8 protein-coding genes are annotated in these 12,403 nt (G+C 61.7%); 5 read left to right on the plus strand and 3 right to left on the minus strand.

What is annotated here, in order from left to right; translation table 11 throughout:
- Positions 1 to 115: 115 nt before the first annotated feature.
- Positions 116 to 1,804 carry an FAD-dependent oxidoreductase gene (locus ACETII_RS12130; protein WP_472785641.1) on the plus strand — a complete coding sequence of 563 codons (1,689 nt, stop codon included), beginning with the start codon at positions 116 to 118 and terminating at the stop codon, positions 1,802 to 1,804.
- Between the two features lie 343 nt (positions 1,805 to 2,147).
- Here ACETII_RS12130 and ACETII_RS12135 read toward each other — a convergent pair whose 3' ends face one another.
- From ACETII_RS12135 to ACETII_RS12145, 3 genes are all read right to left on the minus strand, one after another.
- The gene (locus ACETII_RS12135; protein WP_472785642.1) at positions 2,148 to 2,417 is read right to left on the minus strand and encodes a hypothetical protein; all 270 of its coding nucleotides are present in this window, start codon (positions 2,415 to 2,417) and stop codon (positions 2,148 to 2,150) included.
- Between the two features lie 220 nt (positions 2,418 to 2,637).
- Entirely contained in the window at positions 2,638 to 2,802 is a 165-nt protein-coding gene (locus ACETII_RS12140; RefSeq protein ID WP_472785643.1) for a hypothetical protein, read from the minus strand.
- Positions 2,803 to 3,177: 375 nt separating this feature from the next.
- Complete coding sequence (locus ACETII_RS12145; RefSeq protein WP_472785644.1) at positions 3,178 to 3,756, minus strand: TetR/AcrR family transcriptional regulator; 579 nt, start codon at positions 3,754 to 3,756, stop codon at positions 3,178 to 3,180.
- An 86-nt stretch (positions 3,757 to 3,842) separates the two neighbouring features.
- Between ACETII_RS12145 and ACETII_RS12150 the strand changes: the two genes are divergently transcribed.
- Genes ACETII_RS12150 through ACETII_RS12165 form a run of 4 tightly spaced genes read left to right on the plus strand, consistent with a single transcriptional unit; the run spans position 3,843 to position 11,580 of the window.
- Positions 3,843 to 4,952, plus strand: a complete 1,110-nt coding sequence (locus tag ACETII_RS12150) for an efflux RND transporter periplasmic adaptor subunit (protein ID WP_472785645.1) — start codon at positions 3,843 to 3,845, stop codon at positions 4,950 to 4,952.
- Complete coding sequence (locus ACETII_RS12155; protein WP_472785646.1) at positions 4,949 to 8,080, plus strand: efflux RND transporter permease subunit; 3,132 nt, start codon at positions 4,949 to 4,951, stop codon at positions 8,078 to 8,080. The genes ACETII_RS12150 and ACETII_RS12155 overlap by 4 nt, the downstream gene beginning before the upstream one ends.
- Positions 7,972 to 10,590, plus strand: a complete 2,619-nt coding sequence (locus ACETII_RS12160; protein ID WP_472785647.1) for a 2Fe-2S iron-sulfur cluster-binding protein — start codon at positions 7,972 to 7,974, stop codon at positions 10,588 to 10,590. Before ACETII_RS12155 ends, ACETII_RS12160 begins: the two co-directional genes overlap by 109 nt.
- A 9-nt stretch (positions 10,591 to 10,599) precedes the next feature.
- Positions 10,600 to 11,580: an alpha/beta fold hydrolase gene (locus ACETII_RS12165; RefSeq protein WP_472785648.1), complete on the plus strand. Its 981-nt coding sequence runs from the start codon at positions 10,600 to 10,602 to the stop codon at positions 11,578 to 11,580.
- Positions 11,581 to 12,403 lie beyond the last annotated feature (823 nt).

A 12,403-nucleotide genomic window follows, 5' to 3' on the forward strand; every position in this document is an offset into this window, starting at 1 on the left:
AGCGCTCGACCTCGAGGCCCTCAGCGCGCTGGCGCCAGGCCTGCGCAGCGACAAGGCCCTCGGGAGCATGCGTTAGACAGGGTACCTCCCCCTCGGTCGCCAAGGAGTTTAAGCAATGCCTGCTCCGGCTCAATCAATCATCGCGACCCGAAGCGATCAAATGTTCCCCCGCCTAGCGCCGGCGGAGATCGAGCGGCTGCGACGGTTTGGTGAGATCCGCACCTATGAGGCGGGCTCGGCGCTGGCGAAAGTGGGCGAAGCGGGCCATGGATTGACCATCATTCTAGCGGGCAAGGTCGATATTACCCAACACGACGAAACCGGTCGCCGCCAGTTGATCGTCACCCATGGACCCGGAGGGTTCATGGGCGAATTAGCTCAGCTCGCCGGACGGCCAAGTCTTATCGACGCGCACGCACAAGATTCGGTTGAGGCCTTGGTCATCCCGCCGGATCAGTTACGGGCTTTACTTGTGGCCGAAGCTGAACTCGGCGAAAGGATTATGCGCGCGTTGATCCTGCGTCGCGTCGGCCTGCTTGAGACTGGGGCGGGAGGCCCTGTGATCATAAGCCCCGCGGAGAACGCCGACGTGCTTAGGCTCGAAGGCTTTCTCTCACGCAATGGTCACCCGTTTCAACGGTTGAATCCCGCCACGGATTTAGAGGCGAAGGCGTTGGTCGAACGCTTTCACATCAGCCCCAATGAGGCGCCGATTGTGCTCTGCCCGGGCGGGCAGCTCTTGCGTAATCCCAGTGAAACAGAGCTCGCCCGCTGCATCGGCCTTCTCAGGCCGATTGATCCTCATCGCGTTTATGACGTGGCGGTCGTGGGGGCGGGGCCTGCGGGCCTCGCTGCCGCAGTCTATGCGGCCTCCGAAGGGCTCTCCATACTTGTCATCGACTGCCAGGCGTTTGGCGGACAAGCGGGCGCCTCAGCTCGAATCGAGAACTACCTCGGGTTTCCCACGGGCATCTCCGGCATGGCCCTTATGGCGCGCGCCTACAGCCAGGCGCAGAAGTTTGGGGCCGAGATGGCGATTCCAAACGAAGTGACTGGCCTTGCGACAACGAATGGCGTCGGCGCAGATCGCAGCTTCGTCTTGAAGCTATCAGATAATGAATATGCCAAAGCACGATCCGTCGTAATCGCCAGCGGCGCCCGTTACAGACGTCCGGCTATCGAAGACTTAGGCCTCTTTGAGGGGGCGAGTGTGCATTACTGGGCATCGCCCCTCGAGGGGAAGCTCTGCGCCGGCCAGGAGGTCGCGATCGTGGGCGCTGGAAATTCGGCGGGACAGGGGGCAGTGTATCTCGCAAGCCAAGCAGCGAAGGTATGGATCTTGGCGCGCGGGGAAGATCTCGAGGCGAGTATGTCGCGCTATCTGATTGACCGCATCGGCGGCCTTTCGAACGTGGAGGTGGCGACACAGACCGAGGTCAGCGGTCTAGAAGGCGAAGGAGGCCTGCTGAAAGCCGTGCGCTGGCGTAGCCGCGGGTCAACGGAAGAGGTACGCAGGCCAATTCGTCATCTGTTTCTCTTTGTTGGAGCAGACCCGAACACGGACTGGTTGTCCGGATCGGGCGTGGCCTTGGATGCAAAAGGCTTTGTGCTGACCGGCGCCGCCGCAGGCGACACGCGCGAACCGTTGGAGACCAGTCGCCGAGGCGTCTTCGCCATAGGCGACGTCCGCTCAGGTTCGGTCAAACGGGTCGCGGCCGCGGTTGGCGAGGGGGCTCAGGTCGTGGCCATCCTGCACGCCTTTCTGGCAGCGGCCGAACGGGAGCCGGCGCTGTCGCCGAAGTAGGCCACCGGCAAAACGATAGAGGACTCTGCACATCTTAGCCTCTATCGTTTGATTTTTGCGCGATGATATGTCAACCATAAGCTCATCGCTATCTTCCCCCCCTTTCCCCCGTCATCTCGATCTGCCGTCCTTCTCGTCGAGGGGGGCTGCGCCAAGCGGGCGCGCATGTCATCAAAGATGGGCTTCGGCTACTCGAGGTCGGCGTCCGTTTGGCGTCGTTCGACACAGATGATGCCGCGATCCTATTCGAAACTCTCGTTGGTCGCTCAATCTTGGAGGATAAGCCAGACATCGGGGGCAACGACCCCAGTGCCGTCGAGCGATACGAAGAACGTTCTCAGGGTCATGCAGCCTTTGGCGGCTCTGGCGGGGCCTTTGTCGGTCCCGCAACAACGTTACTGGAAACATATTTTGAGCAACTCCCATAGATTTCCTGCGCCCTTTCCCATCGCGCACGTTCACTTGGCGCATCAATATGCTTCGCGATTAAGGAGACGACATCATCACGGCGGAGAATCTGGCCGGGGCGGGCCTCGATCAGGTCGGCCATTGCGTGCAGGAAAAGGCCCATGCCCTCGGGTGCATCTGGGTCTAAGCTGTCGGTAGTGCTCATGTTTTTGGCTCCAACTTGTCCCTGGGGATATAGGGCGACCACCAAATAACAAGATGTAGCCGGTCTACTCTGCAGGCTTGTAAGGCGCGCCTAGATATTTGATCCCAGGGTTTGATAGTGCAATCTCATCCAAGGACTGGAAGGATGCGCTATGGGCCAAGTTCTCCACGGCGCGTGGCCGCTTTTGACCCAAGGCGCACCTTGCGTTCCCGCAAGGAGACTAAATCGCAACCTTAAGCGCTTCGGGGCTTAAGCTACGGTGAGCTGCTTTCGGGCGAGCAGCCTCGAACTCCTCATCATCAAATTGGAAAAGCGCTTCCATTAAATCAGCAACGTAGGCTTCCGCGCCCAATTCAGAGAACCGGCGAATGTCTTCGAGAATCATATCTCTGACTTCGAAACAGTCGCGATCCGTGTTGAGGCGGTACGAGCTAAGTAACCTGTTAGCTCGATTTGTTCTGATCGGATTTCGAACACGGCCGAAATCGAAGTCGCGCATGTTTCCACCCATAAAGGCCGTGATTGGTTTTTTCTATGGGCCTATTTGAATTCACGATAACTTCAACTTCAAGGCCCGAGAACTGTGGAAACTACTAAGCTGGCGTTGGGAGATCGCGCGCTCCTGGTCGCCAAATCCACCCCATGGTACTGCCCCGGCGGGAGCAGACAATCGGTCTTTCAACCTGTTCGGGTATAGCGGCCTCGCCCTCCTATCTCCGCAGGTGAAGAAGGCTAATGGGGAAAACGTGGCTCCATCAATTCAAGCGGCGACGACTTCACGAATCTGTTTGGCTGCCGCATCCAGAAAGGCCTGAGCGAGGTCGGGGTCGTTGACGGCGCGCGATAGCGTCACCGCGCCAACCATCATCGAGAGAACGGCCATGGCCTTGCCCTTGGCCTCCGAGTCATGGGTTTCGGCAATCAAGCGGCCAAGGACTTCGAGATGCGCCTTGATGCCGGCTTCGAATGACGCTCTCACCTCACCGCCCTGTCTGGCGGCGTCTGAGGCGAGCGCCACGAGTGGGCAGCCGTCCTTTTTTTCTTGGCGATGGCCCATGCTGAGGTAGAACGCCATCACCGCGCCAAGCGGATCCTCGGGTTTGGCCGCAATCGCGGCCGACCATCGGTTGAAGGCGCTCTCCAAGGCTCGCCTGGACGCCTGTGCGGCCAAGTCCTCCTTTGACGCGAACTGCTTGTAAAAGCCGCCTTGGGTCAGCCCGGCGCCTTTCATCAGATCCTTAAGGCCGATGCCATCAAAGCCGCGCTCCCGAAAGAGACGACTTGCCACATTGATTACCGTCTCGCGGTTTTCCGCTGCCTGAGTGCGACTGACCCGCATCCCCGACCTCCTTTTTTAGATTGCGTTCGAAATCTATCCGAGATAGAGTTCGAGCGCAATCTAAATCTTTGTTAGAGGAGACGGCCATGAAAAAGAGACCCGCTGTTGTGCTGGGGGGCCTTCTCACGGTGTCTGCGGCGGTCGCGCTCGCCACAGTTTTCATGCGCACGAAGGAAGCCTCCGCAATGAACGACCCGAGGCTGGAGCGTCCGATCGTCAGACTTGCGACGGCTACGCGAGTGACCGGATCCGAACGCGGCTTCACGGGCGTCATAGGGGCGAGGGTGCAGTGCGATCTCGGCTTTCGCGTCGCCGGTAAGATCGTGGAGCGGCTTGTGAATGCCGGGCAGCAGGTCAAAGCAGGTCAACCGCTGTTAAGGATCGACGAAACCGACCTACGCCATGCGCTCACCGCGAAGCGTAACGCCGTCGCAGCGGCCCGCGCCTCCGTCACCCAGCTGGTCCCGGATGAGCGACGATACGCCAAATTGCTAAGCGAAGGATGGGTTACCCGGCAGCGCTACGAGCAGGCGAAAGCCGCATCGGATTCGGCCAAGGCGCAACTCGCGGCCGCCGAAGCCGAGGCGCGGGTCTCGGAGAATGAGGCGGCCTATTCCGTGCTGGTGGCGGACGCCGATGGAACGGTGATGGAAACGCTCGGCGAACCGGGACAGGTCGTGTCCGCCGGCCAGACAGTGGTTCGGCTTGCACAAGCCGGTCCTCGCGAAGCGGTGGTCGCGCTTCCGGAAACGATCCGACCGGCGATCGGCTCGGCGGCCGAGGCCAGCGTGTATGGGGGCGATGGGCGCCGCTATGCCGCGCATCTGCGGCAACTGTCGGATTCCGCCGATGGTCGGACCCGCACTTACGAAGCGCGCTACGTGCTCGACGGCGCGGCTTCGGCGGCGCCCCTCGGCGCCACGGTGACCATTCGATTGCCGAGCAAGGCGAGTGGGCCGGAAGTCCAAGTGCCGCTCGGAGCCGTGCTCGATGACGGCCGGAAGACCGGCGTTTGGGCCTTCGACAGCGCCACCTCGACCGTCCACTTTCGGCCCGTCAAGCTTGTGCGTGTGGCCAGCGAAACCGCCGTGATCTCCGGACTGAGCTCTGGCGACCCGGTTGTTTCGCTCGGCGCGCATCTGTTGCAAGACGGCGCGCGCGTCAGGACTGCGTCTGAAAGCAGGGGCGCCCAATGAACTTCAATCTTTCCGCGATCGCCGTTCGCGAACGGGCGGTCACCCTCTTCTTCATCCTCCTGCTGGCGGCCGCGGGCGCCTACGCCTTTTTCATGCTCGGGCGGGCGGAGGACCCCTCCTTCACCATCAAGACCCTGACGGTGACGACGGTATGGCCGGGCGCGACGGCGCGCGAGATGCAGGACCTCGTCGCCGAACCGTTAGAGAAGCGGATTCAGGAGCTGACCTGGTACGACCGCGTGGAGACGACCACACGGCCAGGTTATGCCTATATGACGGTCACGCTGAAGGACAGCACGCCGCCGTCAGTCGTGCAGGAGGAGTTCTACCAGGCCCGTAAAAAGCTCGGGGATGAAGCCCGTAAGCTGCCGTCCAGCGTGCTTGGCCCTTTCGTCAATGACGAGTATTCGGACGTGAGCTTCGGCCTCTATGCCCTCAAGGCGAAGGGCATGCCGATGCGGGAGCTCGCGAGGCAAGCCGAGATCATTCGCCAGGATCTCCTGCACGTGCCCGGCGTCAAGAAGATCAATATCCTCGGCGAACGTCCCGAACAGATATTTGTTGAGTTTTCCTACGCCAAACTGGCGACCCTCGGCGTGTCGGCACAGGATATTGTCGCCGCCTTGCAGAGGCAAAACACCGTCACGCCGGCAGGCTCGATCGACACAAAGGGGCCGCAGCTCTTCATTCGGATCGACGGGGCCTATGACAGCGCCGAGGCGATCGCCGACACGCCAATCGTGGCTGCGGGGCACACGCTGAAGCTCTCCGACGTCGCCGAGGTCCGCCGCGGCTATGAGGACCCTCCCACCTACCTCATCCGACACCAGGGCGAGCCCACCATCATGCTCGCGGCGGTTATGCAGGAGGGCTGGGATGGTCTCGCGCTCGGCAAGGCGCTGGAGGAGAGGTCCGCAGCCATCGCACAGACCCTGCCGCTCGGGATGACGCTCGCCAAGGTCAGCGACCAGGCGGTCAACATCACCTCGGCGGTTGACGAATTCATGATGAAGTTCGCGATGGCGCTCGGCGTGGTGCTGCTGGTGAGCCTCGTCAGCCTCGGCTGGCGCGTCGGCATCGTCGTGGCGGCCGCCGTGCCTCTGACGCTCGCCGTCGTGTTCCTGATCATGCTGGAAACCGGCCGCTTCTTCGACCGCATCACGCTCGGCGCCCTCATCCTGGCGCTCGGCCTTCTCGTCGATGACGCCATCATCGCCATCGAAGTGATGGTGGTGAAAATGGAAGAGGGCATGGACCGCATCAAGGCGGCGGCCTATGCGTGGAGCCACACTGCGGCGCCGATGCTGTCCGGCACGCTCGTGACGATCGCCGGATTCCTGCCGGTGGGCTTTGCGCGCTCGTCGGCCGGCGAATATGCCGGCAACATCTTCTGGGTCGTGGGGTTCGCCCTTATTGTTTCCTGGATCGTCGCGGTGGTCTTCACGCCCTATCTCGGCGTCAAGATGCTGCCAGCGTTCAAACCAATCCAAGGCGGCTCCCAGGCGATCTACGACACACCGAACTACCAGCGTCTGCGGCGGCTCATCGCATTCGCCGTGCGCCACAAGTTCGTAACCTGCGGCGTCGTCGGCATCGCCTTCGCGCTATGTGGCGCCGGCATGGGCGCGCTCAAACAGCAGTTCTTCCCGACATCCGATCGCCCCGAAGTGCTGGTCGAGGTTCGCCTGCCGGAAGGCGCCAGCATTGAGACGACGACAGCCGCGGTCGAGAAGCTCGAACATTGGCTGACGAGCCAGCCCGAGGCCAAGATCGTCACGAGCTATGTCGGTCAGGGCGCTCCTCGCTTCTTCTTTGCGATGTCGCCGGAACTGCCAGATCCTGCCTTCGCCAAGATCGTCGTGCTGACCCCGGATGCGGAGGCGCGCGAGGCGCTGAAGCGTCGGCTCCGAGCAGCGGTGTCACAGGGGCTGACGCCGGAGGCCTATGTGCGCGTCACGCAGCTCGTGTTCGGACCCTACACGCCCTTCCCGGTCGAGTTTCGGGTGATGGGGCCTGATCCCTCGCAATTGTACGATATCTCCGAAAAAGCGCTCGATAACATGCGCGACGTGCCCGACGTGCGGCAAGCGAACCGCGATTGGGGCAATCGCACGCCCGTGCTTCGCTTCATCCCGGATCAGGATCGGCTGAACCTCATCGGCCTCTCGCCAGCGGAGGTGGGCCAGCAGCTCCAATTCCTCCTCACCGGCATCGCCGTCACGCAGGTCCGCGAGGACATCCGCAATGTTCCCATCGTGGCGCGCAGCGCGGGCGGCGAGCGTTTGGACCCAACGCGTCTGGCGGATTTCTCGCTAATGAGCCGGGACGGCCGCCAAATTCCGCTCGACCAGATCGGGCATTCGGAAGTCCGTCTGGAAGAGCCGATCCTGAAGCGCCGCGATCGCACACCCGCTATCACGATCCGCTCTGACGTCAATGAGGCGACCCAGCCCCCAGAAGTCTCCAAAGAGATCATGACGGCCCTTCAGCCGCTGATCGCGTCCCTTCCGTCCGGCTACCGTATCGATACAGGCGGTTCGATCGAGGAGGCGACCAAGGCCAATGTCGCGCTGGTCAAGATCTTCCCGGCCATGATCGCCGCCATGCTGATCGTCATCATGCTCCAGGTGCGATCCTTCTCGACAATGGGCATGGTCATGTTGACGGCGCCGCTCGGTCTCGTCGGCGTCGTGCCTATGTTGCTCGCCTTCAACCAGCCCTTCGGATTCAACGCCATTCTCGGCCTGATCGGACTGGCTGGCATCCTGATGCGCAACACGCTGATCCTGACCGAGCAAATCAAGGAGAACCGCGCCGCCGGCCTCGACGACTATCACGCGGTCATCGAAGCCACGGTGCAACGCACGAGGCCCGTGGTCCTGACCGCGCTTGCCGCCGTGCTGGCCTTCATCCCCCTCACGCACTCCGTCTTCTGGGGATCGATGGCTTATACGCTGATTGGCGGCACGGCGGTCGGCACGGTGCTGATCCTGCTGTTCCTTCCTGCGCTCTACGCCACGTGGTTCCGGATCAAACCAACGGCGGACGACGTCCATGCGCACGCTTCTTCGCGCGAGCAAATCGACCTGCAAATGACGGACGTCGAGCCTGCATTCGATGGTCGCTAGTAGCGGCCATCAAGTTATGCCGACCGCAATTTCGCGAGGATAACGCCATGAACATCGAGGACCATCCGACCGTCAAGCGTATGCGCGCCATTGCCGACGCTCGGATCGAGAACGAGAAGGGCGGGATCGACGCCGCTTGGCTCCGCCAACTGGCCCGCGACTGCGGCGCCGATGACGTCGGCTTGGTGGAGATCAAGCGGCCCGCGCTCGACTCCCAGAGGGACGGGATTCTGCATCTCTATCCTTGGACCAGGACACTGCTGGGTTTCGTCGTCCGCATGAACCGGGAGCCGATCCGCAGCGCGGCGCGCTCTGTCGCCAACATCGAGTTTCACCATTCGGGACTCGAGGTTGACGAGGTTGGTCGTCGGGTGGTGCAGCGGCTCGAGGCGAAAGGCATTCGCGCCGTCAGCCCGGCGATGGGCTTTCCTATGGAGATGTATCAGTTTCCTAGCGCCATATGGATCGTATCCCACAAGCTCGTCGCCATCGCTGCCGGGCTCGGCCACATGGGCGTCCACCGAAATTTGATTCACCCTAAGTTTGGCAACTTCATCCTGTTAGGAACCGTGCTGATCGGGGCGGACGCCACCGAGTACGACGCGCCCATTGACTACAATCCTTGTCTGGAGTGTCGGCTGTGCGTGACGGCCTGTCCAGTTGGAGCCATCGCCCCCGACGGAGGGTTCAATTTTTCGGCCTGCTTTACCCACAACTATCGCGAATTCATGGGGGGCTTCACCGATTGGGTCGAGCAGATCGCGGACAGCAAGAACGCGCTCGACTATCGCAGCCGCATGAGCGAACCCGAAACCGCCTCGATGTGGCAGAGCCTCTCCCATGGGGCGAACTACAAGGCGGCCTATTGCATGGCGGTGTGTCCCGCCGGCGAAGACGTCATCGGGACGTATCTGGCGGATCGCGCGCGCCACATTCAGGAAATCCTCAAGCCGCTCCAAGAGAAAGAAGAACCCGTTTATGTCGTAAAAGGCTCGGACGCCGAGGCGTACGCCAAGAAGAGATGGAAGAACAAGACCGTCAAGACCGTCGGCAACGCGTTACGACCGCGGAGCATCGACGCGATGCTGCAACTCTTGCCTGTCGCGTTTCAGCCCAACCAGGCGCGCGACCTGCGCGCAACCTATCATTTCGAATTCACCGGCGCCGAGCAGCGCAAGGCGACGATTGTTATTCACGATGGCGTTATCCGCGTCCGCGAGGGGCACGTCGGCTCTGCCGACCTTCGGGTCACCGCGGATAGCCTGACCTGGCTCGGCTTTCTGGCGAGGGAGCACAGTTTGGTGTGGGCGCTGCTGCGAAGAAAAATCCGCGTCGGCGGCTCGCCCAAGCTCCTTCTCGCTTTCGGTAGATGCTTCCCGAGCCCCGCGGTTCGCCATGATGCGACGCCCGTCCCTCCGGTGGCGTCAAAGCTGCGGCCGAAAGCGGCTCCCTATCGCCAAAACGACCCGGCGACCGGAAAAATCAAATGGGCGGGCTCCCTTCGATTGGCCGAGATCACCGAGGTTGCGCAAAACATCAAAACCTTCCGACTCGTCGAACCGGTGGGAGGAAGGATTCCTTTCGAATTCCTGCCAGGGCAGTTCCTGACATTCGCAATCGAGCCTTTCGGCATTCCAACCAGGCGCTCCTACACCATCGCGTCTTCGCCGACTTGTCGGGACTCTATCGAGATCACGGTGAAACGGGAAACGAATGGCCTCGTTTCACGGTGGCTCCATGACGCGGTCACGCCGGGCGACCTCCTCGAAGTCATGGCTCCGAACGGAACCTTCACTTTCACGGGCGAGGAGGAACAAAGCATCGTCCTGATCGGCGGCGGCGTCGGCTTGACGCCGCTGATGAGCGTGACGCGCTATCTCACTGACACAAATTGGCCGGGCGACATCCATCTGCTCCTAGGCTTCCGCAGCCCGCACGATTACCCGTTCCAGGAGGAAATCGCGGCGCTGCAAGCGCGCAACAGCCGCCTGCGGGTCGCGGCCACGATGAGCGATCCCAACGTCGAAGAGTGGACGGGGGCCCGGGGCCGCATCGACAAGGCATTCCTCGCCTCGGCGGTTCCGAATATCGCCGCGCAGCGCGTCCATCTCTGCGGCCCTCTCGCGATGATGAGCGCCGTCACGGCCGCACTGCTCGATCTCGGCGTGCCTGCCGAGCGGATCAAGAAGGAAGCGTTCGGAACCGAGACGCGCGATCCAACCCACAAGGCGGCTTCGGCCGGAAGGACCGTCGGGCGCGTCACCTTTCAGATGTCGCAGGTCTCGGCCCCGATCGCCGAGAATGACACCATTCTCGACGTCGCCGACAAGTCGCATGTCTTTATCGACAATGCCTGTCGATCGGGCACATGCGGCGCCTGCCGCGTCAAGCTGCTCTCGGGCAAGGTGCGTATGCCGGTCGAGGACTCCCTGACGCAGGGAGAGAAGGCCCGCGGCTACATTCTCGCTTGCCAAGCGCTCGCCGAGAGCGACCTCGTCGTCGAGTCATAGGAGGACGCCATGTTAAATGTTGTGATCTTCGGCCTCGTCGGTTTCGTTGGCGTGGCGGCAGCGATGGTGCTCCTTTCATTCCTGGTCGAGGCGATGCGGCCTGTCCCGCCAACACCGGAGCGCGTCTCCTGGGCGCCCGACATCCCGATCCGATATGTCAGCCTTCACGGCGTCCGCCTTCGCTACATCAAGACGGGCGAAGGCCCTGCGCTGGTTCTTTTGCACACGCTGAGGACGCAACTCGACCTCTTCGGGAAGGTCATCCCCGAACTCGCGAAGAGTTTCACCGTGTATGCGGTTGATTATCCCGGCCACGGCTATTCCGACATACCGCCGGCGAAATACGACGCGAATTATTTCGTTGAGACGATCGAGAGCTTTCTCGAAGCCTTGGATCTGCGCGAGGTGACGCTCGCTGGCGTTTCGATCGGCGCCTCGATCGCGCTTATTCTCGCGGCGCGCAACAATCCGCGGGTTTCACGCGTCGTGGCGATCAATCCTTATGATTACGCCACGGGACGCGGAATGGCGCGCAGCTCCTTTCTCGCGCGCCTTTTCGTTACCTTGGCGGATTTGCCGATCCTCGGCGACACAGTGATGCGCCTGCGCCAGTTCTTCATCATGAAATCGGTGCTCGACGGCGGCGTTGCCGACCCGCGGCATATTCGGCCGGAGCTGTTGAAGGAGATGTACCTGGTCGGCAACCGACCCGGTCATTATCGCGCCTTCCTCAGTCTGCTCCGCAACGCTGAGAGTTGGGAGACGGCGACGAAGGCCTATTCGAACATCAAGATTCCCGTGCTGCTGCTCTGGGGTGGTCGCGACTGGTCGAGGCCAGACGAACGCGAACATGATCGTCAGATCGCGCCCGGCGCAAAAATGGCGACCGTCGAGGACGGTGGGCACTTCCTGCCGCTCGACAGGCCGGATGCGGTCATCGACCATTTGCTCGCTTTTCAGGGGCCGCTAGTTGGGAAAGCTTCGTCATGAAGGCTTGCCTTTCGGCGTCGCCTTCGTCTGGACTCACTTCACCGAGGGAGTGCGTGCCTCTGCTGTCCGACTTACTCCAGGGCTTCTCACTCGCCCCCATCGATAACCGGCGTCGGTTTCAAAGCGGCACGGCCGCGATCGACGAGAGTGAACGTCCGGTCGCGGGGGCCCCTCGCAGCAATTGGCGCGGGCGATGCTTGAGCAGCATTTGGCCGAGTCCGAAGCGCCTTGCTCTCGGCGCGCGCCATGTTGAGCAGCAAAAAACCCTCATACTGAAGCTGGAGTGGTACGGTCATGACTCCGCTGAGTAAGAGCTTTGCTGGGGCTGTTTGAGCAGATTCGAGCGGAGCACGTCGCTCGCCGAGACTGGCTTCGTAGCGAACTGGATGTCGCTCCAGAGTAGTGCAAAAACCGTTGAGTTGTGCGCCAATCGAGACCAACGGCGCAAGACAGTTTCGATCCTAAGCTGCCCCTTAAGGCGCCAAGACCCGCAAGCCAGGGTAAAGGTCATTTGACGGACCGCTCGCGGACAACCCGCACGAACTGAGCAATCTCCCCAAAGAACACCCCCAGCGCTTTCAGCGTTCCAGTTGGTCATCGCTGAAACTATTGTGGCCAGCGCGCCGCGCGAAAGGCGCTTCGATCCGAGGAATGTAAAGCTTGGTGCAGCGACGGGTTGTCTCGCCACCGGAATTTTCGGAGCCCCAGCGTGCTTGGGGCGTGCGCCCGACGCTGCACGGGCATGCAAGGCTCGAATGGTTAACAATCGGTTAACGGTAAGAGGTCGTCGCGCCTTTCTAGTGATTCTTAAAAGGAACGCCTG

It is taken from the genome of Methylocystis sp. NC52PC (assembly GCF_055698645.1).

Excerpts from the sequence above, each read along its gene's own strand:
- ACETII_RS12145 (WP_472785644.1), bottom strand. The coding sequence starts at position 3,756 with ATGCGGGTCAGTCGCACTCAGGCAGCGGAAAACCGCGAGACGGTAATC.
- ACETII_RS12140 (WP_472785643.1), bottom strand. The coding sequence starts at position 2,802 with ATGATTCTCGAAGACATTCGCCGGTTCTCTGAATTGGGCGCGGAAGCC.
- ACETII_RS12135 (WP_472785642.1), bottom strand. The coding sequence starts at position 2,417 with ATGAGCACTACCGACAGCTTAGACCCAGATGCACCCGAGGGCATGGGC.
- ACETII_RS12150 (WP_472785645.1), top strand. The coding sequence starts at position 3,843 with ATGAAAAAGAGACCCGCTGTTGTGCTGGGGGGCCTTCTCACGGTGTCT.
- ACETII_RS12165 (WP_472785648.1), top strand. The coding sequence starts at position 10,600 with ATGTTAAATGTTGTGATCTTCGGCCTCGTCGGTTTCGTTGGCGTGGCG.
- ACETII_RS12155 (WP_472785646.1), top strand. The coding sequence starts at position 4,949 with ATGAACTTCAATCTTTCCGCGATCGCCGTTCGCGAACGGGCGGTCACC.
- ACETII_RS12130 (WP_472785641.1), top strand. The coding sequence starts at position 116 with ATGCCTGCTCCGGCTCAATCAATCATCGCGACCCGAAGCGATCAAATG.